The following is a 24902-nucleotide window of genomic DNA, read 5'->3' as shown; positions in this document are numbered from 1 at the left end:
AGTTATTGATTAGTATTATTGTTCGAATTTTCTATCAGTTGTTTTGCCTCGATTCCCAATATCTCCGCAATCTGGAAGAGGGTTTCGAGGCTTGGTTGACGGCGGTTGCAGACATAGGCATTGACAATGCTAAAGCTTTTGCCGAGTTTTTCGGCAAGCCATGTTTGCTTGATTCCTTTCTCCTCAAGCACTTCTTTTATTCGATTCATGGGTTTATCCATCGCGTTCAATATTCTGTTTGATAGTGCAAAGATATGAAATAAAATAGCATATAAAAAGGGAATGAGGATTTATTTTTCTCATTCCCTTAAATCTTTTAGTAGGTACAGAAAAGGAGGATTACCTTTTCCCCTAGCATGTTGGTGGCTTCTGTCGTAACTGCTTTTTGGGTGGACATTATTCGGACGATCTCTTTCCAATAATGTCTGATTCCTTTTTCTTTCATTTGTACACGTATATTATTGACCACCCAATAGGCGAGGAGTCCGAAGAAAAGGTGTGCTTCGGAGCGGTCATCGGTTTGGTGGTATATGGGGCGTAGGTTGAGGTCTGTTTTGAGTTGACGGTTGGTACACTCTATCTCTCGTATAAGGTTGTAGTAGTCCCAGATGCTTTTCTCATCTAGAGTGCTGACATTCGTCCGAAGATAGTAGGCTCCATACTCTGCTATTGCCTATTCCTCTCCATGTGGACTCCAAGAGAGGTCTGACATCAGCTTTGGATTGGCTGTGCTTCTTGTGTATTTAATGTCGCAGAATTTGGCAATGGAGGGGTGTTTCTGCATGGCTCGCCCGATGCGTTCAATCACCTTTTCATAGGTCTTTGTACCGCCTTTTCGTGAGAGACTTTGCTTAGCTTTCGTCAGCTCCAGCTCAAATCGCTCTTTCTCTCCTTACTTCGTCCAAACTTAGCTTTTTGACTACTCCGTTTACTTCCCTCAAAATAGAAGTTGGTGAGGTCAAAAAGGAGGACCCTATTCTCTTGATTGAATAGGTTGTCTGTCACTCGGCAAAGGTGCTACTCCAGCTTGCTCTTGATAGCATATAGCTCAGGGGCAACATTGTACAACGCTCTATGCCCAAGCGACTCTTCCCCCTCTCCGTAGACCAATTCACAGGTGGCGGAGTTCTCCCTAAGGATCGCACGGCTCTTAAACTCCGAGGAGCAATATACAGTGCGGACCATCAACATAGAAATGGCAGCGTTTATTCGTCGGTCGGACCAGCCTTGTTCCTTTAGAAACTCCTCAATCCGAAGTTGTCGGATAGATTGTAGGGCCATCCATTCTGCTCCAAGCTCCCTGGCATCAGTGTGCTTAACGCTCTCTGAGTCAAGCATCTTACGCGCTTTCGCCTCCGATTCCTTGATCACCTGACGGGAAATATCAATGGCTCCGCTCTCTACCATTTCATTCCAAAACTTACCGATGTGAAGACGAGTCTGCTCACTATACTCAGTAAATAGATCATCAAACAGAGCCACCTCATTCCTATGCTCCTGAAGGAAAGTAAGACCTCTCCCAACGTCACGAACTTCTTCAGGCGTTAGGCCAGACCAAAATCCCACGTTGAGTAGAATACGCGAACGCACTCTCCCCAACTTGTCTCGAAAAGACTCTTTGATTCGGTAGTACTTATCGTCCTTGCCAGAATCCGGATTATACCTTGTCTGCGAAATAAAATGCATAGTGCCACAAAGGTATGAATAAAAAAATCCACCGCTGTGTACTACATTTCGATTTCAAAAACAACTACCACGATGAAATCAGCATTTTACTCCTCAAAACTCCCAAAAACCACCCCAAAATATACTCTAGGGGTCAAACTTGGGTTTAGAGTGACTATTATCATTGATTGTAGATGCGCTTCACTGTCGAGTATGTCATAAAAATAGGGTGAGCCAAAAACTTGGCTCACCCTATTACTTCTAGTAAGTCTTCAATACGCTTACTTCACTTCTTCAAAGTCGGCATCAGTGACATGGTCATCGCCCTTAGTGCCTTGGTCAGAGGCACCACCTTGAGCTCCCATATCAGGGCCTGGCTGTGCTCCCGCATCGGCACCAGAATTGGCGTACATCTCCTGGCTCATCTGCTGCATGATACCATTGAGGGCGGTGAGTGACGCATCGATAGCTGCCACATCCTGAGCCTTGTGAGCCTCCTTTAGCTTTTCTAGCTCTGCCTCTATCTGGCTCTTCTTATCAGCTGGCATCTTATCGCCAATCTCCTTCAGCTGCTTCTCAGTCTGGAAGATCACGCTATCAGCCTCATTGATCTTATCCACACGCTCACGCTCCTTCTTATCGGCCTCAGCATTGGCCTCTGCCTCTGCCTTCATACGCTCGATATCAGCATCGCTCAGACCGCTCGAAGCCTCGATACGGATCTTCTGCTCCTTACCCGTTCCCTTGTCCTTAGCAGAGACATTCACGATGCCATTGGCATCGATATCAAAGGTCACCTCAATCTGTGGTACCCCTCTCATCGCTGCTGGGATGCCATCGAGGTTGAACTTACCCAGGCTCTTATTATCCTTTGCCATTGGACGCTCACCCTGTAGCACGTGGATCTCCACGCTAGGCTGGTTATCGGCAGCAGTGGTAAAGATCTGCGACTTCTTGGTAGGGATAGTGGTATTAGCATCAATCAGCTTGGTCATCACACCACCCATCGTCTCGATACCAAGAGATAGAGGAGTCACATCAAGTAGCAATACATCCTTTACATCACCACTCAATACACCACCCTGAATAGCAGCACCTAGAGCTACCACCTCATCAGGATTCACACCCTTCGAAGGCTCGCGACCAAAGATTTTAGCCACCATCTCCTGTACCGCAGGGATACGGGTAGAACCACCTACTAGGATCACCTCATCGACATCGCTAGGTGCCAAGCCAGCATCCTTCAAGGCCTGTGCTACCGGACCACGACAAGCCTGGATGTATCGGTCACTAAGTTGCTCAAACTTAGCCCTTGAGAGGGTGCGAACCAAGTGCTTTGGTACACCATCTACTGGCATAATATATGGCAGATTGATCTCGGTAGAAGTACTGCTTGAGAGCTCAATCTTAGCCTTCTCAGCCGCCTCCTTCAGACGCTGTAGTGCCATAGGATCCTTACGTAGGTCTACCCCTTCGTCGTTCTTAAACTCCTCAGCCAACCAATCAATGATTACGTGGTCAAAGTCGTCACCTCCGAGGTGAGTATCACCATTGGTGGAAAGCACCTCAAAGACACCATCACCAAGCTCTAGGATAGAGATATCAAAGGTACCGCCACCGAGGTCGAATACCGCAATCTTCATATCCTTATGGCTCTTATCTAGTCCGTAGGCAAGAGCCGCAGCAGTAGGCTCATTCACGATACGCTGTACCTTGAGCCCTGCGATCTCACCCGCCTCCTTAGTAGCTTGGCGCTGAGCATCGCTAAAGTATGCTGGCACGGTGATCACCGCATCCGTCACCTCTGCACCGAGATAATCCTCGGCCGTCTTCTTCATCTTCTGCAGAATGATAGCCGAAATCTCCTGTGGAGTGTAGTGACGACCATCAATATCTACACGTGGGGTGTCATTCTCCCCCTCTACCAACTTATAAGGCAGGCGGTGTGCCTCATCCTTCACGGCAGAGTAACGCTCACCCATAAATCTCTTGATAGAGTAAACAGTATGCTGTGGATTGGTAATGGCCTGACGCTTTGCAGGGTCACCTACCTTTCGCTCGCCATTCTCCACAAAAGCCACCACACTAGGGGTGGTACGCTTACCCTCGCTATTAGCAATCACCACTGGCTCATTGCCTTCGAGGACAGCCACTACTGAATTAGTAGTTCCTAAGTCTATTCCTATTATCTTTCCCATAATCTTAATCAGTATTTTATTTAATTATTTCTGACAAGATAAGAGCAACCTATGTGCCAATCCTCCCAACGTGCCAAATCTGTCACCCTAGACTGACACAAAAAGAGAATGTCGCACGGCAATTTATCAGACGAATCGGACAATTCAGAAAGGCCAAACCAAAAATCCGCTTATTGGTTCGATCCGTCCGATCTGTCCGATTCGTCTGACTTGTCCGATAAGGACCCCTCAAATCGATGGCTCCTCTTTGTACAAAGGTCTTGTTAGTGGTAGAGGTATCGCTTGATACTCTGCTTAGGGGTCTTTTCAAACTCCCCATCAATCATCTCCATAGCAGCGATCTGTGCGTAGCTTGCGATCTGAGTATTGACCTGCTTTCGCTGATCATCCAAAATCGCTTTTATCGCCTCTTCGGTAGCATGCCCATCCTTTTCCAGCGCCACTCTATCTACCGACAGTAGTGCCACTAGTCGCTTGTCACGCTGCACCAATATAGCATCATTCACATAGGGGAGCATAGCCAGCTTCGCTTCAATCTCCTCAGGGTAGATGTTCTGACCGTTGGAGCCCAGTAGCATCGCCTTAGAGCGACCGCGGAGGAATATTGTGTCCTGCTCTATATATCCAAGATCGCCAGTCCGCATCCAGCCATCTTCTGTAAAGAGGTCGGCCGTCGCCTGCGGATTTTTGTAGTAACCGAGGCAGACATTCTCGCCCCTTACCTGCACCTCGCCTACCATTTTGCCCTCAATAGATTGGGCACCATCAATACGCACCTCCTCTATCTTATGGAGAATACGCCCTGCGGAGTGATGTAAAAACTGTCGGTGCCCCGTATACGAAATGATGGGGGAGCACTCCGTCATGCCATAGCCGACCGTAATGGGGAAGCCGATCTTCATCAAAAACGCCACTACCTCCGGATTGAGTGCCGCCCCACCGATGATCACCTCATTTACATTGCCCCCAAAGGTATCAATCAGGGTTTTGCGTATCTTTTTATGCACCACCCCCTTCACGATAGGCAGCTTCAGTGCCAGTGAGAGCCATTTATCTTTCAGCTTCTTAGCGAGGACATTCTTATAGATCTTCTCTAGGATCAACGGTACCGAAATCACCAGCTTTGGGCGAATATCCTGAAGAGCTTTCAAGAGAATACGTGGCGTGGGCTTCGAGCCAAGGATATAGACATGCGTCCCCTGCACCTGTGGCAAAAGGAAGTTGAAGGCACAGCTATAGGCATGGGCATTAGGGAGAAAGCAGAGCAAGTCGTCACCACGGAATTGAAGCTTGGCGTCTTGACCAAATTGCACATTGGCAATCAAGTTATTCGCTGTTGCCATCACCCCTTTACTAAAGCCCGAAGTGCCCGACGTATAGCTGATCAAGACCATTTCGTCATTGCCAATCTCAGGATACTTCACATCCTCCCGGGTGAAGCCATCGGGGTACTTGGCACTGAAAAGCGATGCCACATCCGTACACTTAGCTAGCTCTGTACGCGAAAGCTCAGCTATCGCCATTAGATTCTTAATCCCAAAGGCCCCCCTTACCTCCGGAAGTGCCTCAAGGCTCAGTACCCGCTCATGCTCCTTACCCACAAAGAGCAGCTGGCTATCACTGTGCGCTATGATATGAAAGATGTCATCCTGATGAAACTCTGGCAAAATAGGAACCACCACCGCCCCATAGGTGACAACGCCCATCCACGTCATACACCACTCGGCACAGTCCTTACCTATAAGAGCCACTTTGTCGCCCTGTTTTATCTCGTTATGCTCCAAAATCAGATGCACACGTGCCACCCACTGAGCCACCTGTGCAAAGCTGTAGGTAACCCCCTCCTCATAATTCGAGAAGGCGGGGAGCACCCAATACTCTTTATACTTTTCTTCGTAGAGCTTAATAAAGTTCTGCTGTATCATAATCCTATAATCTATGGCACATATATTCTAAATCTGTGCAAAGATAGATATATCTTCAGATATAAACAAGAGGAATCAGAGCCTATCTCACCAATTACAGAGCTAGCTATTAGCAACGGATCGTAGCACTTCCCGTAATTAGTGCCTCACATCGCCCATAAAGTATCGCCACAAATACCTGATATACAATAGGAGACGGTTGCACGAAGGCACCTCACTTTGTGCAACTGTCACTTTCGCATCTTATTTATAGGTACCTTTGTTGGAGACAGCTATTCATTTAATAGACTAAGTATTATGGAAAAGAAATTGTACAGAAGCAATAACGACAGAATGATTGGAGGCGTATGTGGAGGCATTGCAGAGTATTTTAATATCGACTCTTCGCTAGTACGTCTCTTATGGGTGCTCTTCTCCCTAATGGGAGGATCAGGCCTACTCGCCTACATCATTTGCCTTATTGTTATTCCAAGTAAGTAAGGAGCTCTATTAAGGGGTAGAGAAGCCCCTTGGTAAAGTATTCCTGGGGATTACCTTACAATCCCCTGGCCATTGGCTTTAAGAGCCGTGACTAGGGGTAGGGATTAGTCTGTCCTCTCCGGTTTTTTCAATCTCTTGTGAGTCGGATCATCTTATTCAGGACAAAAAAAAGGTATCTCTAAGCACCTCCTTAAACCTTCCACCTATGAGGAGACTGTTGCACGAAGGCGATCTGCTTCGTTGCTTTCGGAATTCGGTCTAGGTCACGTACGCGAGTACGCTCCCTTCGCCCTCATCCTCAGCGCCTTGCATCTCATCCTTCGTGCAAAGTCTCAGCACATTTGAAGCAAATGTGCGAGAATGGCACTTTGTGCAACATTCTCATGAGAGCAAAAGTTGAGTTGCAACTAAGCATTTGCTTTGTTGCATCTCGCCATTTGCTTAGTTGCATCTCGCCATTTGCTTAGTTGCAACTCAGTTTTCACCCTACTATATAGCAGGTGTTTCGGGGTTGGCTAATGCTGGGTGCCTTGTCGGACAGGTCGGACGCTGTGATAGATGGATGGGTGGTGACTGTGGCTGGTCACCTATCTTTTTAATTGGGAGAGGGTGGGGGTGGTTAGATATTGGCGTAGATGCTGAGGGTCTCGAGTGGGACGTTGCCGAGCTCTGAAGCGACTTGGGAGTAGTTGCTCTCTGGGGTGGTGAGGATACGGTCGCAGTGCGAAAGGGCGAGTAGCTCGCCGAGGGATTGTATCACTCCTTTCAGTGTGTCGGGGTCGGCAACGCTGTGGGGTACATAGACGCGCTCTCTAAAGATGGTGGCGAGCCGCTCACGCTCATCTTTGGAAGTGGTGGCGATGTAGAAGTTGGTCTCTCTATCGGCCTCTATCATCTCTTGCATCCGCTTGATGAATAGTTCGATGGGGCATTCGTTGAACGTGGAGCGGGAGTTGGCTCTTCGATTGATATGCACTCCTACCACGCTATTTTTCCAGCTTGCCATAATGGAGAGTACCACGTTATTGACCTCCACGGTCGATTCTAGCACATCGTACATTCCGTAATAATTGCCGAAGCTTTGGTCTGTGGCAATCAGCAGGGACTTCTCTCCATCTTTGAGAAGAGCCTCTAGCTCGTCTCGGTCGCGTGAAATCATCCGTGCGAGATGACTGCCAAAGAGTACTCTATCGTACCTCAGTGATACGATGGGGTAGGAGAAGTATAGGTTATTGATCATGGGTGGCATATTTAGTAGCGTATCCCATGTTTCAAAGGCTCTCAAAGTGATCTCCTTCGTGGCTAGTCTGGGGACAAGGGTGAAAAGTCGGTCTGTGGAGACCGGCATCTCTTCGTCGGTATGCCAAATGATCTCGAGAGGGCGGTGATACTTCTCTGCCAAGTAAATCATCGAAGCCACCGTCCGTACTCTACTTGCTACTCCTCCCATGGGCACTAGTGTGATGCCCTTTGCCTGTAGCTTGCTCTCCTCTTGCTTCTCTACTACCTCACTCATCGCTTACTCTCCTTTTTTCTTAGTCCAAAATTCCATGATTAGCTCCTTTACCTGTGCCTCGAGACCTCTAAATGTCTCTAGCCTACGCATGAGCCACCAGCCAAATATACCAATTACCAACGACCTCCACACACTATCCAGCAACGGATGCCCTGCGTGGGGGAGTAGATAATTGACCAACATCAATAGCCCAAAGAGAGCTACAATCCGCACCAGCTCTCTACTAAGCGGGGTGATTTGTAGCTTTCGCCAAAGCACCAATTGCTGAAAGGTATAGCTCACCCCAAAGGTAATCATTGTGGCCACGGCGGCTCCGACCATTCCCCAGAGCTCGATTAGGTAGAGATTGAGCAGGATGGTGACCACTACCACTATTATGGTGTAGGCGAGGGTCCAGAAGTAGTACTTGGAGTACCTCAGTATGCCATTGCCGAAGCTAAAGGCGAGGTCGATTAATTTCCCTAACCCCAAAAATAGCACTACTCCTTTGCCGAGTGCATAGGTTTCGCCATTGGGAATCAGCCAAAAGAGCAGGTCGATATTGACCCAAATCGCCAGTAGTAGCAATGCCCCTACCAATAGCTGATAGCACGATACTCGGCGATAGAGCTGATTGAGCCGAGCGGTATCGCCACTGTGAATCGCCTCTGAGGCAAAGGGCGACGACATGGCACTGAGCGAGCGTGAGGGCATCTCAATTACCGCCACCACATAAAAGGCGATGGTGTAGATACCAGCTGATGCCATCCCGAGTTCGGCAGAGACCATAAAGAGGTCGAGGCGCTGCACGATGCTGCTGCCCATAGCACTCAGGAGGGTGAAGAGGGTGTAGCGTCGGAAGTCTCTCCGCACGTCGGGAGTGATGGGTTCGATAGGTGCGCTAAGTGCCTGAGGCGATATCCGTAGGCTGTAGAAGAGGGTGACACACATCATTACTCCATAGGAGAGTACAAAGGCGATCACAAAGAGGTCGAAGTCGATCCAGCCGATCCCATAAGCGATGTATGCCACGAGTAGGAGGAGCCGGAGCAGTACTTCGCGGCTCACTTTGGGCAATACTATACGCTGCCTTAGGCTACAGTAAACCTCGAGTAGGGTTTGGTAAAGGATGAAGAGCACCAATGGCAGGACCATATAATAGTACCGCCGGAAGAGGTCTTCTTCCCCTCCTTTAGGGGAGAAGTAGGCGACCAGGGGCTCTTTGAATAGGAGGTAGGCACCGCCAAATATCAATAATCCTAGGAGTGGAATGGTGAGTAGCAGACGAAAGAAACCCCTATCTCGTCCATCATCTGTACGAAAATAGGGGTAATAGCGAATGCTGGAGCTATTGGTTGCCAAAAGGGCATAGCCCGATACCAAAGTGGCGGCTTCGACCAACACCCTTGTGAGACCAATCTCCTCGGGGGTTAGTAAGCGGGTGATGACAAAGAAGGTGCTTAGGAAGCCGATCCCCGCACCGATTAAATTGGTGAGGGTGCCTTTGAAGCTCTGCCTAAATACCACGTTCATACCGCTTGCCTATGCCTTAAGTCGCTCGTGAATTACTCTCGAGGGGTCATTGTGAGCCCTACCTCTACCACTCCTTTGACGATGGAGTCGGTGGAGAGTTGCCGGACGCTGTAGGTGTAAACCCCCTGCTCGGGGTACCGCATGCCTTCCTCTATCCGAAGGCTCTGCTCGTAGATCGCAAAACCTCCACTCCTTAGCCGAAGGTGAGATAAGGGTACATTGACCACTCGTGTGGTGAAGTGCCGAGAGGGGGTCTCGAAAGCAACCCCTATCGGTAGCTGCTGGTATCGGATGTCGCGCTTCAGGCGTAGGACGAGGTCTACATCATACAATTGTGTACTATCGAGGTCGCTTGTGCTGAAGAATATTTCCTGATCTTGTGACCACGCCTCATCGGGAAGCTGCTCAAAATAGTGGTACCGAGGTTCGTTGGGCTTACAGCCAACGCTGACCACTATCCAAAGCACTATCCATGCCACTTGGACTACAAGTTTGGCACTCGCCATACCACCACCTTTCATATCCCCTTTGGCAGCTCTGCTTACCTACTTAGTCCGATGGATTCCCGTCACGATTGTTGCGACTTCTTCGGTCCCGCCTATTTCGTGCGGTGCCCTCAGAGGCTTGAGCTTGAGGCTGGCGGTTGTTATTCCGCCTACGGCGCCGTCTGTTGCCACCCTCCTTAGCGGGGCTGGTGCTCTGTGCGTTGGGAGCTGCTTGCTTCTCTCTATTTTTCTGCCTTCGGTTATTGGCCTTGCTCCGTCTCTGTCTGCGCTCTTTTCGCTCGTTGTCAAAGCGGTTCATGCTACTCTGCAGTAGGAGGTCGTTTTGCGTTTCCTCTACGGTCGCCTTAGGTGCTAGCTCCTCATCGCCTTGGAGGTTGTAGGGGAGCTTGCCCGCTTTATTCTGTGCGATGATCTCATGGGCTCGCTCCTTGGAGATGGTGATGGGCTCAGAAACCTCGCGGCGGTCACGTGCCTTTGGCACGTAGGTGAGCTGACCTGCTAGGATGTCGGCTTTCATAAATCGATAGTCGCCAACGGAGGTTCGTAGCTCTATGGAACGGTGGGGGAGCTGCTGCTGTGCCTCGAGGTAGGTGTCGGCCTCGAAATTAAGGCAGCACTTGAGCTTGGCACACTGACCTGCTAGCTTTTGGGGATTGAGGGATAGATCTTGCAGACGAGCGGCATTGGTGCCTACAGATACAAAACTAGTCATCCAGCCAGAGCAACATAGCTGTCGACCACAAGGGCCCAATCCTCCGATCCTTCCCGCCTCTTGTCGAGCTCCGATCTGCTTCATCTCCACACGGATATGAAAGGCCTCTGCCAGCTTTCGGATCAATTGACGGAAGTCTACTCGCCCCTCGGCAATGTAGTAGAAGATGGCCTTTTGCCCATCTCCCTGATACTCTACATCGCCTATCTTCATCTCTAGACCAAGGGCGTCGGCGATCTGGCGACTGCGGATCATTGTCTCTTGTTCTAGGGCTTTGACCTCGTAATACCGCTCCATATCGGAGGGCTTGGCAATACGATAGATGCGGCGTGGCTCGCCATTGGGGTGGCGGTAGTTGACCTTCGCCATCTGCTTTTGTACCAACTTTCCGGTCAGCGTTACCTCTCCAATGTCGTGACCGGGAAACGCCTCTACCGCAACCATATCCCCCTTGTGGAGGTCTAGTGCCAGGCTATTGAGGAAGTATCCCTTGCGTGTATTCTTGAATTGCACCTCTACAAACTCCTCGCTATTGCACCCCTCTGGGAGATCGCGGAGGTAGTCGGAGACGCTAAGTTTCTTTTTGCGGTTGGCAGCAAACCCTTCGGCTCTAGGCGAGGAGTAGTGTGTACCAATATTATTGATATCTTCTTGGATCATTACTTATTCGATATTATATCTGCAAAGTTACCTTTTTCCAGAGATTTCTACAAGTTGAAGAAAAAGGCAATCATCACTTAGACCTTTCTAGAAGTCTATTTGGATGGTACTCCGAAGTTGACTCGATAAGTGATCATTGGGAAGAAGGTGAAATGGTATTGTGTAACGTACCTCTGCCTATCGACATCATACATCTTGGAAGCAACGTTTTTGCGATTGGTGATATTGACAAGATCGATTCCCCACTCTTGCGTAGCCTTTGGCCCGTAGAGACGGAGCCCAAATCGAGTATCTATGCGTAGATATGCGGGGAGCTGGTGTGCCATCCACTGGTCTCTTTGGTAGATAATTTTATGCTGTGCAATAGACTTGGCTTCGTCCACTGGCGTATACCGAAGGCCCCCTGCTAGAGCCACCTGTGGAGCAGCGAATAGCGTCCATTTCTTATTGAAGGGATGTTCAATGCCACCAGTGATATTAAGGATGTACTTCCCATCAAATGCCGTGCTGAACTCCTGTTGAAGAATGGGGTCGGTGTAGAGCGAACGGTATAGCGTCCCAGAGATGAGTAAGAAGTAATTGTGGCTAAAATACTTCTCAAGAGTCAGCTCCACACCATAGTTTCGTCCTTTGCCAATATTCTTAAGTCCAGGGATCCGCTCCATATTATTCTCCCCAGCTCCATAATTAAGTAAAGAGGTGCCATAGGCATGGTCCTCTGTAGGTATCTCAAAGTGGCTTTGATAGTAGAGCTCAGACTTCAATCTCCAATCACTATTCCACTGATAGTTATAGGATAGGTTGATGTGCCAACTTTTAGAGAAGCCTAGGTTGTGGCTAGAGGGATCAAGCTCTCCCATACTATCTTTCACGAAAAAGAATGTATGGGGTGGTAGCTGAGCATACAGCCCCCCTGATAGCCCGAGTGTGTGCTGAGAGCCTATCCGGTATTCAAGTCCTGCACGGGGCTCTACTGAGTAGCTGCCATTAAGTGGTAGGTACATATTATGTAACCCTATAGTACTTGATACTCTCTCTGAAAAAAGGTGCTGATACTGTGCATACGCTCTTATGAGGCCAAAGCCTGTCCGCAGGTCATTGAGGGGAAAGGGATACTCAGAGGAGAGGTTGTAAGCATTGAGGAGATAATAGTCGAGTACTAGCCCGGCGTAGATTTGGTCACGCTGTGATCTGAAACGGTGGTGTATATCGGCTGTCACTGAAAGCTTATGCTCTCGGCTTCTATCTAGGTAAATCATTTTCCAATCACTCGTTTTAGGGAGCATTACCGTATCTACCTTCATATCAACCTTATTGTAGTTCCATGAGAGTGTTGCTTTGAGGTCGGTCTGCGGGCTAAGTTGCCCTTGGTAGGTTAGCCCGACCATTGCCAGTTGGCTCCTTAGCTTTATTAATTGGTCAAAGCTAGTCTCCTCCACCTCTACCGTCGATCCAGAGTTAAGATTACTCAATTGGATATCTATTCCGCTTGTCCCCATCAATGCGATGAGCGATAATTGATGCTCGTCATTTAGTTGCAAATGGAGTTTTGTGGTGAGGTCTTGATACTTGGGTACCGTGGGCATCTCTTTGTTAAATAGCTTCATAGCGTAGCTCATGAGTTCTGGTATCGAATACCTATATGAGGCAATGTAAGTAAGCTTCTTCTTGTCAATAGGACCTTCGCTCATCAATTCCAGACCATTGTAACCCATTTGAAAGCGCATCTGATGCTGGTGTGGGTTCCCTTTTCGAAGATTGAGATCAAAGATGGCTGCTAGGGCATTTCCCTGTAATGCTTGCCACCCACCCATAATAAAATCGGAATTGGTCACTAAGTTCATATTGAGTGCTGTTACCTGCCCTGCCGTCATACCAATACCTGCATTGAAGTGGTTGGGATTAGGGATCTCAATACCATCCATACGATATTGTACTCCCAAAGGCGAATTACCGCGAACGACTATTTCATTTCGTGAGTCATTGATAGGCATCACACCTGCAAAGCTTCGTACCATACGTGCCGGATCTCCCAACGTCCCCGCATAGCGGTCAGCCTCCTCTACGCTAAAGCTACGAGCACCAGCATAGAGCAGTGGCTGAATGGGGCGGCTTTTATCGTGGATTCGGACAATTTCTACTCCGTCTAGTGTGTAGGAGGCAGGCTCCAGAGAGAGCTCTAGGTACTCCGATCGCCCCACGGTGAGGACGATCTCTATCTCTTTTGTTTCATATCCAATGCAGCTGACTCGGAGGTTATGTCGTCCTACAGGGGCAGTGATTGAAAACTTTCCATGGGCATCTGTTGTTATTCCGATAGGAGGGTTCGTCCCCACCACGAATAGAGTGGCATCTGGAATGGCCTCTTTATTTGCCGTGCTGATAATCCTCCCAGTTATGGGAACCATTTGTGCAGATGCGTAAGTGAATAGTGCTATAAGTAGCAGACCAAGTAGAGCAATTCTTCTAAACATACACCTATTATTATTCGCTATTAACTTCTTGCAAATGTACTATGCTAGTGTCTCAATACGGTTAATATTGACGATACAATTCTGTTAATCTAGTACTGTTATTGTGTCTGTTCAATATCACGAAGTATGAGAATGCAAATGGATTGCGGGGAATTATCAGTAACTTGCAAGCGTAATCAAAAAAATAAAGAGAGATGAATATAGAGAGACAGTTTACAGTCACCGGCATGATGTGTGCGGGGTGTGTGGCTACGGTGGAAGAGGCACTCCGCAAGGCAAGTGGGGTGCAGGAGGTATCGGTCAATCTGATGGAGGGGCGGACACTTGTTACTTATGACGACCAAGTGACTTCGCCCGAGGAGCTACAACGGATTGTCCGAAGCATCGGGTATGATATGCTGATAGAGGCTGAGGCGAGCGAGCGGGAAGCGATCCGAGAGAAGGGAGAGAGCCGTGCATTGAAGGCTTTGAGACGGCGGTTGATCGTTACGGTGCTGCTTGCTATCATCGCCATGGTAGTGGGTATGTATGGGGAGCATTGGGGTATTTCCTCGGCGTGGGTGCTAAGGGTCAATGCGGTGATTGCCACGGTGATTCTCCTCTGGTCGGCAGGCGACTACCATCTGCGGGCATGGAAGCAACTACGGCACGCCTCCTTCACGATGGATACGCTTATCAGTATGAGTACGCTCACCGCCTATCTATTTAGCCTAGTACGCTACTTGGCACTCGGCGAGGTGGAGAGTGGCGACCTCTTTGGCAATAGTTACTTCGACGTGGTGGGGATGATCGTCTCCTTTGTGCTAATCGGTCGCTATATAGAAGAGCGGGCGAAACAACGCACCAATACCGCCCTCCGGCAGTTGATGGCACTGGCACCCGACTCGGCGATGGTGGAGCGAGAAGGGGTTTGGTTGGAACTTCCCCTAAGCGAACTGGTGGTGGGTGATAGGATCCGCTTGCGTCACGGAGATAGTGTGCCAGTGGATGGCAAGCTAGAAGCGGAGGGTTCCTTTGATGAAAGTAGTATCACTGGCGAACCCTTGCCTCGTACTAAAGTGGCGGGCGAAGAGGTCTACTCTGGGAGTATTTCCGTGGGTAAAGCAACTACTTTTATCGCCACAAAGGTAGGTGAAGAGACGCTCTTGAGCCGTGTGGTAGAAGCGGTTCGCCATGCCCAAGCAACCAAAGCTCCTATCCAAAGGATTGCCGATAAGGTGGCGGGCTACTTTGTCCCTACCATCCTTTTCCTCGCCTTGGTAACGCTATTGGCGTGGGGATTGGGTGGAGGTGAAACCCCGTGGTTACACGGCATCTACTTCGCCATCAGTGTGCTGGTGATCGCCTGCCCTTGTGCCTTGGGATTGGCCACCCCGACAGCCATTACCGTGGCGATGGGCAAAGCTTCTTCCCTCGGTTTGCTGGTGAAGGATGCTACCGCCCTAGAGCAATTGGGCAAGGTAACCGACGTAGTTTACGATAAAACAGGGACGCTGACCAAAGGAACCCCCACCATCGTGGCAGCTCAATGGCTGGCGAAAACGCCCGAGAATGAAGCGCTCCTCGTACGTGCCGAGCAGATGAGTAGCCACCCCCTAGGCGCCGCCATCATTGCCGCCTACAGTGCAATGGGCAGCGATGCCACCCCCGAATCACTCACCGAGGTACCTGGCAACGGGCTCTTCTTTTGCCATAATGGAGAGAATTACCGCATCGGCAGTCGTGCCTTTGTCTGGTCCGATAGCCCGATGGATTCGGTAGATATTGAGGCGTTGGAGCGAGACTATCCCTTCGCTACGATGGTCTATTATGCCACAGATGATCAGCTACTGGCGGTGCTGGTGATTGAGGATGAAATACGGGAAGAGGTGCCTGAAGCGATGGCTCAGCTTGCCACCCGCCATGGGGTGACGGTGCATCTGCTCTCGGGCGACCAAACAGGTCGGGTAGAGGCTTTTGCCAAGATAGCAGGCATTGAGAAGGCTAAAGGGGAGCTCTCGCCACTCGATAAGAAGAGCTATATTGAGCAATTGCAGTCGGAAGGAAAGGTAGTGGCCATGGTGGGAGATGGCATCAACGACTCCCCCGCTTTGGCAGCCGCCGACCTCAGCATCGCCATTGCTAGTGGCAGCGACATCGCTACCGAGGTGGCACAGCTCACCGTTGTCTCGGGCTCGCCCTTTGCCCTTGAGCAGGCGATCGCTCTCTCCAAAAGGAGCAGTCGGATCATCCACCAAAACTTCTTCTGGGCCTTCTTCTACAACATGCTGGCGGTGCCAATAGCTGCCGGCTTGTTTTACCCCGCCCTCTTTGTTAGCCCGATGATTGCCGCTGCCGCGATGGCGTTCAGCTCCGTCACCGTGGTGCTCAATAGCCTCCGCCTCAGGCGTTAATCGGTGAGGTAGCCTTTTGGGAGGCGGTAGTTCCAGACGTGGTGTGGGTCTTGTGGAATATTGATCTGCTCCGCTTCGGGTGGTACCTCCGACCCAAATCCCGTGAGGACAAACCAATCCTGTAGCGGGAGAACGAGTAGGATAGAGCGGGGCGACTGAAGTAATGCATTCACTAAGCCACGAGGCGAGATATCCTCCTCAAAGTGGTAGCTCTCCGCCAACGCCTTCCGCTCCTTCTTGGAGAGCGTCTGCCACCAACCTCGTAGCGAAGGCATATCGTGCGTTGAGGTGGTGACCAGTGAAAGCTGGGGGATATCCTCAGGTTCCACAAACGTGCGACCGAGTAGCTTCGGCATCCGCAATACCTCTAGCGAAATGATTTCAAGCCCCCTCAGTACCTCATGGATACATTGAGGTAATACCCCAAGATCCTCGGCACAAAGCAATAGGTCGCTCGCCGAAAGAATGCTCGTGAGCCGCTCCAAGGCGGTAGCGGTCCACAGGGCGTCATTCTCCTTATAATAATAGTTGTAAGAGAGCCCGAGTAGCCGTTGCTGCTCCTCCTCCGAAAGGGCATCAAAGCTCTGGCAGCTTGCCGGCTCTAGTGGCGGATGATACGCTCCCCTTTCGTCCTTATTGAAGAAAGACTCCAAGCCACGCACCTGCTCCTCGGTATACCCCTTTGCTGGCACATACCAACCAGTAGCGGCATCGCCACTCCCTACTGGGATGCTCCAAATGCGGAAGAAGCCGAGGATATGATCAATACGAAGGGCATCAAAGTGCCGTGACATGGTCTGTAACCTTTGCCGCCACCACTGATAGCCATTACGTGCCATCGCCTCCCAATGATAGGTCGGAAAGCCCCAATCCTGCCCTGTAGCCGAAAAGGCATCTGGCGGTGAGCCCGCCTCTTTATCGAGGCAAAAGAGTTGCGGTGCCACCCAAACGTCCACACTATCGCGCGACACCCCGATCGGAAGATCCCCCTTGATGATAATCCCCCGCTTATGTGCTTCATCTCGTAGAGCGCTCAATTGTCGATAAAGATGGTATTGGATAAATTGATACTTCTCCACCGACCGCTCCAGCTGATACCCACGATAGCTCTTGTCCTTCTGCCACGCCGCCAACACCTCGCCATAGGGCGGATACTGCGATACACCTCGTTCCGGATAAAGGTCGCGTATCGCACAAAAGAGTGCGTAGGGTAGGAGTTGCGACTGCTCCTCCTCAATAAACTTCAGATACTCCCGACTTCGCTTCTGCAGAGCCCATCGGTCAAAGAGTAGCTCGATTACCTCCTCCTTAAATCGTGACACCGCTACATAGTCCACCGCATCAAGAGCATCCAAAAGCCTTGCCCTATGCTCCCATAGAGGGCGCTCAGGTGCGGTTAAATAACCTGGTAGCTCTTGCAAGTCCATATAGATCGGGTGCAATCCATATGTAGTTATCGCACTATAGGGATATGAGTCCCGATCTGTATGGCTAAAAGTGGTATCGTAGATCGGTAGAAGCTGCAGCACCGATTGCCCTCTCTTCTGCATCCAATCCAGCAACTCAATCGCTGCCGAAAAGTCACCAATCCCCTGAGTTGCCTTTCCTCGTAGTGAAAAGAGGGGCACCGCTGTACCAGTTAGGGTGCGGGGCAATGGCTCCTCTTTTGCAAAGCCATCAAAGGTAGGCTCCGGAAGCGGGCTCAGAGTAAAATGCCCCGTTTCCGAGGGGCGGTAATATCGATTGTCCCCTTTCTCCCAAAGAACCTCCCCATCGGGTCGCCTCCAGACCAACTTGTACTCCGTCTCAATAGCCTTAGGGAACTGGAGTAGATAGCCGTGCCGACAAAGGGTAAGAGGCATCCCTCCCTCCACATTCCACCCCCCGACAGAAGGGTCGGCACCCACCAAAAGGAGGTCGCCATCATAAGCTCGATGGATGGGAACCAAATAGGCCTCTCGCGACGTAGTGGAGAACGAAGGCATCCGATACTTCCTCAGATTGCACTCCCTTAAGAGATGTGCCAAAGGAGCTTCTGTATAGCGATGCCATGGAGTCGCCTCCATCCAATAATCGTGCACCGCCGCCTTGCCCTCGCCATTGATAGATAGGCGAAGAGTATGGGGCGAACTTGGAGGTTCTACTCGTTGCAAAAGTCCCTCCCGCTCAATTCGGTAGTGGTAAATCAATTCTACCGACGTCGTCTCATCAAGGTCCAGCAGTAGTCGCCACGTAGCACGACCATTGTCGGGCGTGAGTGGCTTCTCGGTGGGCACCCCATTGATCGTCCCCACCCAGTAAATCTGCACCATCGGGTCAGCCGCATAGTAAGGCAGCACAAAGCTGATCTGTGGCATATATAATATGGTATGTAAAAAAGAGAACTTACTTCTCCTCTGTGGTCAATCGTAGTTTAGAGAAGTCGACGCCAAAGGAGATGTCCATCCGACGCCCCTCCACCACTAGAGGGTCATTGGCCTGAACCAACTTCAGCCTATCCCTAACAATAGAAAGAGGTACATGCGTCACCTTTCCTGCCCGCATGCTCACCATCACACCAAAGACGCCATCGGCAATCAATTGCGAAGCGTGTCCGCCCAACTTGGTACAAAGGTTGCGGTCAAACGAAGAGGGGGCTCCTCCTCTCTGCACATATCCCAGAACCGTCTCACGGCTATCAATATCAGCCTCCTCGCGTAGCTTACGAGAGAGGTAATGGCCAGCCGACTCACGCTCCGCCTCAGGCTGCTCCTTTTGCTCATCAAAGACAACCCCCTCTGCCACCACAATGATGGCATAGTTCTTTCCCTCCTCATAGCGCTTGCGGATGGCCGCCTTCACCAACTCTAGGTCGCACCCTAGCTCAGGGAGCAAGATCACATCCGCCCCACTCGCCATACCAGAGTGGAGAGCGATCCAACCTGCTTCGTGTCCCATCACCTCCACCACAATCACCCGATTGTGGCTCTGTGCGGTGCTATGAATGCGGTCAATTAGCTCCGTAGCGATGCCCACTGCGGTGTCAAAGCCAAAGGTGATATCTGTGCCATAGATATCGTTATCAATCGTCTTGGGCACTCCAATCACATTAAAACCGAGTTCCGAGACCACGGCAGCTGTCTTTTGTGTGCCATTGCCACCGATGCAGACAATCGCATCGAGCCCCAGCTCCTTCCATGCCTTCTTTAGCTCCTCTACCGCTTCATCTTGCTTTAGCAGCGCCTTACGAAAAGCCTTGTCTCTACTGGAGCCCAGAATCGTCCCTCCCATACTGAGCAGACTAGAGAGGTTCATCATGTTCAGCTCAACATAATTCTTCGTGGTGATGCCGGTAAACCCGCCCATAAATCCCAGTACCTCCATGCCGTGTGCATGAATGGCTGTTTTCGCCACCGCACGTATGGTGGCATTGATTCCAGGGGCGTCGCCACCCGAGGAGAGGATCCCGATTCTCTTTGGTTTCATGGTAGTTGTTATATCTATAGTTATTTCACTTCCTTCTCCTTACAAAGATAGGAAAAATAAAACGATTCTACTCAAGCCAACAAAATAGGGTAACCCCTCCAACGCAACGGAAGCGTTGATCACTATCAAAGGAATAGATCTATAAGATAGAAACGAGAGACAGTATATCAACAATTGCCGAGGCAGGGTCTCAACGATTGGTTAGACCGGGTCTCGTCGATCGGGAATATACCTCCCTGTATAACAGTTAGTTGCAAACTCCTCCAGTTCAATGCCATTTACCTTTCCGTTTCCTCTCCAGGGGGTACGTAGTAGAAGAGACTTAGAAGAGACCTTTGTACGAATGATGATATACAAGCTGTTGAGGATAAGGGAGTAAGGACCTCGGAGAGGTCCCTCATAAATAGGCACAGGTCGGAGGGGCTTTGCCCCTCCGACCTGTGTGTAAGAACATATTCCATACCTCCTTGACCCCGGCTGAGGGGTCAGACCTAGAGATAGGGTTGTCCGACCCCTTGACCGGGGTCGTAAGGGTATTTTGTGTCTCTTTTTACACAGGTCTTCGGCACTGCGTGCCTTGACCTGTGCCTATTTAGCAAGGACCTCTGCCGAGGTCCTTTTCTTGTACCTCCCTCTTCCGACCCGTCCGACTTGTCCGATAAGGCACCTTGCCCCCCTCCTCAACCCCTCCCGTAGGAGACCAAAAACTGAGATGCAACTAAGCAATCGGCGAGTTGCAACTAAGCAAATGCCGAGTTGCAACAAAGCAATTGCTTAGTTGCAACTCAGTTTTCGCCTTCATATAGTGTTGTTGATCAGTAGATTACAAGGGCCTCTTTTTGAAGCAAGCACTCCTCTCTTCTGAGCTACCTAGGAAGCAAAAAATATAGGACTATCTCTTGCGCGTCTTAGAGCGTCGCTTCAGTGTGCGCTTTAGGGCATGACAAGCATTGACCAATCCAGTGACACTAACGATAAGGCCCCCTGTGAGTAGAAAGTACATCACGCAGAGCCTAAGCGTAGGATGGTGATATGCCCACACGTACTTATAGGAGTGCAACTTGTGGTAGACAATATCATTGAGTCGTGTCGCCCGATTTTGCACCGTTACAGTAGGCTCCATCATAGCCACATATAGTGTGCTTCCCTCGGCCGTGGTCACCTCTACCACAGGCAGAGGAAGCGAATTCCCTTCACCTGGCTGCGGGAGATAGTACCCGTCGTAGTGCTCCATGATTCGTGCGGTCTTTATCTCAATACCTAGACTAAGACCTTGTAGATAACTCAGTACTTCGTCTTTATTCAATGCCAATGGAGCGACCTTCTCTCCATTAACTACTTGGTATGTTGCCATCTTCTCCCCCATCTCTACTCGGTAGTATGGGCGCCCCATATAGTGGGCGAAAGTGATCTCCTTTGCTGTGGGGTATTGGGCAAGAATCTGCCCAAACTGATGTGTCTCATCAGCACCAATCGTGCCGCTTTCAGAGAGAGCAAAGAGTTCGCTCCTAGGGTTAGAACCAGCGACCCATTTTGGCAATCGTCGTACCGTCATCCACCCACTAAACATCCAGGAGAGCACCACTAGCCCAAAGAGTAACCCTGCAATATGGTGCCAATAGAGCCAAGCCCCCGACTTGAGAGTAAAGGGCGACCAGCGGCGTTTGGAGGAGCGACGACTCTTGACCGTCCAGACTACCCCCACGATCAGTCCTGAAATAATCATCACACAACCGATGATGCTGAGTACCACAAAAAGGTTGCGCCAAAGCTCTTCATGCTGCCGAAGTTGCCAGAAGTAAATCCAATGGGGAATAGTACTGATGTAGGAGGTCCAGCGGTTGCTACTATTGGTAGTCTGTAGAAGCCGACCGCTTTTTCCTGAGAAGTAAAGGGTGGTGGACTTGGGGTCGTCTACCGACACTTTGATAAAAGGAAGGTCCTCCCTACGTGACGCAAAAGGCAACCACTGCGTTAGCTGATGCAGAGTATCAACTTGTGCTGGCGAATAGCCGGTGACTCTAGCTGTTTTCGTTGCTATTTCTTCGAGTGTTGGTGGCGTGTCGGACAGGGGTTGCTCGGTGAGAAGATCCATCGCCACTTCTCCTTCACTTCCCACTAGAGTGAGCTGTGCTTTCCCCGCCTCTCGCTTTAGTGAGACTCTTCTTAACTGTGCACCCGAAGTGGTATGTGTCTGGTACCAATCAAGTAGCTGAGTGCTGTTTGGCAGAGAATCAATCGCCCCAATCGGGTCCAAGAGAGCATAGGCTTGCTTTTTTTCTACATGGGGATACTCCTTAAAGAAGATCATAAAGAAGCCGGTGAGAAACCACATCACCAGCAAAGGTGCCATAAATATGCCGAGCCATTTGTGCAAAAACCTCAGTAGCTTCATATATACACATTAAATGGGTATGATGAATATCTTTCTCCAAAGGTACACAATTTTCATGTGACCACTACCACTCCGACCCTGCGTTGGAGGGGGTTACACATTAGAAGAGACTTACCATGAATGATCTCCCACGAGGTCTTACTCATAGACACCCCGCTAAAAAACATACGGTTAGAACTTTCTGATGCGTAGCCCCTGTAAAATAACCGCCATTGAAGTGGAATGTGGTAGGAATTTAGTAGATTTGTGGTGTAAATGTTTAGATGTTTAATATCAATCACATTCATAAGTTATGAAAAAGTGGATACTTGCCCTTGCCGTTGTGGCGCTTGCCTCATTTGGTGCTACTGCACAGACCGTTAGCCTTAGCTACGATGACGGCAACAATGGCTTTAAGCTACTTACTGAGAAGCCTCACGAGGTGAAGCTCAATCTTATCACCTCTACTGTGATGCTTCACCCAGAGGTGGCTTACGACTACACTATCAATACCGACTTATCGGTGGGCGGTAGGGTCTCTTTCAATATTAAAAACGACAACGATCAGGCAGATGAAACCTTGGGCAACTTCCAGATCTCTCCTTACGTGCGTTGGCATTTCTATAAGAATACCAGTGGTAATGCCCTCAGAGGCTTTTATGTAGAGGGTAATATGGCATACACCAATTACACCTACGTCTCTAATCGTATCCTTAATGTGAATGATCCTGAGCATATAATGACCACTGAGAAGTCGAAAGCCAATCAGTTTGGTCTCGGTGTGGGTCTTGGTTACCGCTGGATCACCAAGGGGGCGTGGAGCTTTGAGCTAGGTGCTGTTGCTGGCAGAAATCTTCTCAATAATGACGCCCCAAATGTCTATTGGAATACGATTTTCTCCATCGGTAAGCGATTCTAACGAGCGATGCTTGGCGTAGTTACTTGGACGGTTGATCCGATCATCTTCCAATCGGGGGGCTTGCGACTTGGCTGGTATGGCGTGCTCTTTGCTGTAGGACTGATCGTCTTTGGTGGGACCATTCTCTCCAAGATGTGGAAGCACGAAAACCTCACCGAGAAGTCTTTCAATCAGTTGGTCTTTTACGTGCTGATTGCGACCATTGTAGGGGCGAGGCTAGGGCATTGCCTCTTTTACGAACCTAGCTATTACCTGGCCAATCCCGTTGAGATCCTCAAGACGTGGGAGGGGGGACTGGCGAGCCATGGCGGTGTGATTGGCATCATGATCGCCATCTGGATCTACTCCAAGAAGGTGAGCCACCAGAGTATGCTTTGGACCTTTGACCGCCTCTGCGTGCCAGTGGGCTTAGTGGCGGCGATGATTCGCCTCGGCAACCTGATGAATCACGAGATCTATGGCCATGCTACCGACCTGCCATGGGGTTTCCGCTTTATTGAGAATATCCATCAGTGGCAAGCAGGAGCAGAGCCTATCTTCTCCGCCCCTTCGCACCCTACCCAGCTCTACGAAGCAGCGATCTACCTACTGGTCTTTGCGGTCTGCATGTGGCTCTACTGGAAGCGTGATGCCCAGAAGCGGGAGGGGCTGATCTTTGGCGTAGCGATGGTGATGATCTTTGTGGGGCGCTTCCTTGTGGAGTTTGTGAAGAACGATCAAGTAGGCTTTGAGGAGAGTATGACCCTCAATATGGGCCAGTGGCTCAGCATTCCCTTTGTGATTATTGGGATAGCTTCGATTGTCTATAGCTTCAAGCAGCCGATTAAGGAGTACCGCCGAGGTGGCAACAGCATATACCAAAAGTAGTTATTTACCTGCCTAGTGTAGGCAAAGTTATTTTATCTATATGAAGTATCAACTCAAAATCAATGATTCGACCTATTACTTTGGTCAAAACGATAGAACACAGACACTCTTTGAGCATCTCTACCCCCTTCCTCATGGTATGGCGTACAATAACTATCTCATCAAGGATGAGAAGAATGTACTGCTAGATACCGTAGATGTAAAGTTTTCGGAGCGTTTCTTTTCGCAGCTAGATAGTGCCTTGGATGGGGAGCCACTGCACTACCTGATTGTACAGCATATGGAGCCCGACCACTCTGGTTCGATCGGTCTTCTGCTTCGTCGGCACCCCGAGGTGACTCTAGTGGGCAATAAGAAGACCAAGACCATGCTCGAGGGGTATGGCGTATGCACCGATAAGTTTATGGAGGTAGATGAAAAGACTCCGCTCAATATCGGTAGCCGTGAGCTACAGTTTGTCTTCGCTCCTATGGTGCACTGGCCCGAGGTAATGTTTACCTACGATGCCAAGGAAAAGACCCTCTTCTCGGCCGATGCCTTTGGTGCCTTTGGGGCGATTGATGGAGGCTTTTGGGATGAGCAGCATGACCTCGCTACCTATATGCCCGAGGCACATAGATACTATACCAATATTGTAGGTAAGTACGGTAGCTTTGTGCAGCGGACGCTGGATAAGGCACTGAAGCTGGATATCGAGGTGATTGCCCCTATCCACGGGGTGGTATGGCGGAAGCATATCCCTGAGATCCTGGAGCTCTACCGCCAGATGGCTACCTACGAGGCAGAGCCTGGGGTAGTGGTGATCTACGGCTCAATGTATGGCAATACGGAGGAGCTGGCCGAGGAGATCGGTCGTTCGCTAGGGGCACACGGGGTCAATCGTGTGGTGCTGCATCACATGGGCTACTCTAGTGCTTCGCAGGTGATCTCCGATGTATTCCGCTACAAGGGTGTCATCATCGGTTCACCTACCTATAATAATGGAGTGTGGCCCAATGTGCAAGATGTGCTTTACCAATTGGCAGAGCGCAATATCCCCGACCGCCTCTATTCAGTCTTTGGTTCGGGCACATGGAACCCCAATACCATCAAGCCACTAGAGGAGTGGGCTGAGGCTCGCAAGTGGACTAAGGTGGCAGACCCTATCAAGCTCTCCCAAGCTCCCTCAGCCGAGGATAAAGCAACCGCATGGGAGCTAGGTCGGGTGATGGCCGAAGCGGTGCTGAAATAATATTT

Annotated in this window: 16 protein-coding genes and 1 pseudogene; 5 read left to right on the top strand and 12 right to left on the bottom strand. The window is 50.0% G+C overall.

Annotated elements, in window-relative coordinates; all coding sequences use genetic code 11:
- Positions 1-2: 2 nt before the first annotated feature.
- The 4 genes and pseudogenes from MWL85_RS09135 to MWL85_RS09115 all read right to left on the bottom strand — a co-directional run bounded on the left by MWL85_RS09135 (position 3) and on the right by MWL85_RS09115 (position 5788).
- On the bottom strand, positions 3-221 hold the full coding sequence (locus MWL85_RS09135; protein ID WP_244400480.1) for a helix-turn-helix domain-containing protein: 219 nt from the start codon (positions 219-221) through the stop codon (positions 3-5).
- A 101-nt stretch (positions 222-322) separates the two neighbouring features.
- Positions 323-1134, bottom strand: a pseudogene (locus MWL85_RS11690) (hypothetical protein); the annotation flags it as partial.
- Positions 1135-1946: 812 nt separating this feature from the next.
- On the bottom strand, positions 1947-3863 hold the full coding sequence (gene dnaK, locus MWL85_RS09120) for a molecular chaperone DnaK (RefSeq protein WP_244400478.1): 1917 nt from the start codon (positions 3861-3863) through the stop codon (positions 1947-1949).
- 263 nt (positions 3864-4126) lie between these two features.
- Positions 4127-5788: an AMP-binding protein gene (locus tag MWL85_RS09115; RefSeq protein ID WP_244400477.1), complete on the bottom strand. Its 1662-nt coding sequence runs from the start codon at positions 5786-5788 to the stop codon at positions 4127-4129.
- 297 nt (positions 5789-6085) lie between these two features.
- Here MWL85_RS09115 and MWL85_RS09110 point away from each other — a divergent pair, with 297 nt between their 5' ends.
- On the top strand, positions 6086-6268 hold the full coding sequence (locus tag MWL85_RS09110) for a PspC domain-containing protein (RefSeq protein WP_244400476.1): 183 nt from the start codon (positions 6086-6088) through the stop codon (positions 6266-6268).
- A gap of 619 nt (positions 6269-6887) precedes the next feature.
- On the opposite strand, the gene MWL85_RS09105 is transcribed toward MWL85_RS09110, so the two are convergent.
- From MWL85_RS09105 to MWL85_RS09085, 5 genes are all read right to left on the bottom strand, one after another.
- Positions 6888-7784, bottom strand: coding sequence for an O-fucosyltransferase family protein (locus MWL85_RS09105; protein WP_244400475.1), 897 nt, complete (start codon positions 7782-7784; stop codon positions 6888-6890).
- Between the two features lie 3 nt (positions 7785-7787).
- Positions 7788-9296, bottom strand: coding sequence for a lipopolysaccharide biosynthesis protein (locus MWL85_RS09100; protein ID WP_244400474.1), 1509 nt, complete (start codon positions 9294-9296; stop codon positions 7788-7790).
- Between the two features lie 32 nt (positions 9297-9328).
- Positions 9329-9817 (bottom strand): gliding motility lipoprotein GldH family protein, encoded by a 489-nt coding sequence (locus tag MWL85_RS09095; RefSeq protein ID WP_244400473.1) that lies wholly within the window; start codon positions 9815-9817, stop codon positions 9329-9331.
- A gap of 28 nt (positions 9818-9845) precedes the next feature.
- Entirely contained in the window at positions 9846-11174 is a 1329-nt protein-coding gene (locus MWL85_RS09090; protein ID WP_244400472.1) for a PSP1 domain-containing protein, read from the bottom strand.
- A gap of 95 nt (positions 11175-11269) precedes the next feature.
- On the bottom strand, positions 11270-13648 hold the full coding sequence (locus MWL85_RS09085) for a TonB-dependent receptor (protein ID WP_244400471.1): 2379 nt from the start codon (positions 13646-13648) through the stop codon (positions 11270-11272).
- A 194-nt stretch (positions 13649-13842) separates the two neighbouring features.
- Here MWL85_RS09085 and MWL85_RS09080 point away from each other — a divergent pair, with 194 nt between their 5' ends.
- Positions 13843-16041 (top strand): heavy metal translocating P-type ATPase, encoded by a 2199-nt coding sequence (locus MWL85_RS09080; RefSeq protein WP_244400470.1) that lies wholly within the window; start codon positions 13843-13845, stop codon positions 16039-16041.
- Here the strand turns inward: MWL85_RS09080 and MWL85_RS09075 are convergent.
- From MWL85_RS09075 to MWL85_RS09065, 3 genes are all read right to left on the bottom strand, one after another.
- Positions 16038-18398: a 4-alpha-glucanotransferase gene (locus MWL85_RS09075; protein WP_244400469.1), complete on the bottom strand. Its 2361-nt coding sequence runs from the start codon at positions 18396-18398 to the stop codon at positions 16038-16040. The genes MWL85_RS09080 and MWL85_RS09075 overlap by 4 nt on opposite strands.
- A 28-nt stretch (positions 18399-18426) precedes the next feature.
- Positions 18427-19506 carry a 6-phosphofructokinase gene (locus MWL85_RS09070; protein ID WP_244400468.1) on the bottom strand — a complete coding sequence of 360 codons (1080 nt, stop codon included), beginning with the start codon at positions 19504-19506 and terminating at the stop codon, positions 18427-18429.
- 892 nt (positions 19507-20398) lie between these two features.
- The gene (locus MWL85_RS09065) at positions 20399-21901 is read right to left on the bottom strand and encodes a PepSY domain-containing protein (RefSeq protein WP_244400467.1); all 1503 of its coding nucleotides are present in this window, start codon (positions 21899-21901) and stop codon (positions 20399-20401) included.
- A gap of 292 nt (positions 21902-22193) precedes the next feature.
- Between MWL85_RS09065 and MWL85_RS09060 the strand changes: the two genes are divergently transcribed.
- The 3 genes from MWL85_RS09060 to MWL85_RS09050 are packed head-to-tail and all read left to right on the top strand — an operon-like array spanning position 22194 to position 24897.
- Positions 22194-22799, top strand: a complete 606-nt coding sequence (locus tag MWL85_RS09060; protein ID WP_244400466.1) for an autotransporter outer membrane beta-barrel domain-containing protein — start codon at positions 22194-22196, stop codon at positions 22797-22799.
- Positions 22800-22805: 6 nt separating this feature from the next.
- Entirely contained in the window at positions 22806-23666 is an 861-nt protein-coding gene (lgt, locus tag MWL85_RS09055) for a prolipoprotein diacylglyceryl transferase (RefSeq protein WP_021902963.1), read from the top strand.
- A 40-nt stretch (positions 23667-23706) separates the two neighbouring features.
- Entirely contained in the window at positions 23707-24897 is a 1191-nt protein-coding gene (locus tag MWL85_RS09050; RefSeq protein ID WP_021902964.1) for an FprA family A-type flavoprotein, read from the top strand.
- Positions 24898-24902: the final 5 nt, after the last annotated feature.

The sequence above is a fragment of the Porphyromonas somerae genome (assembly GCF_022845615.1).
Lineage (GTDB): Bacteria > Bacteroidota > Bacteroidia > Bacteroidales > Porphyromonadaceae > Porphyromonas_A > Porphyromonas_A somerae.
Note: the sequence above shows the minus strand (reverse complement) of the source record. Positions and strands in the feature narration are given on the sequence as shown.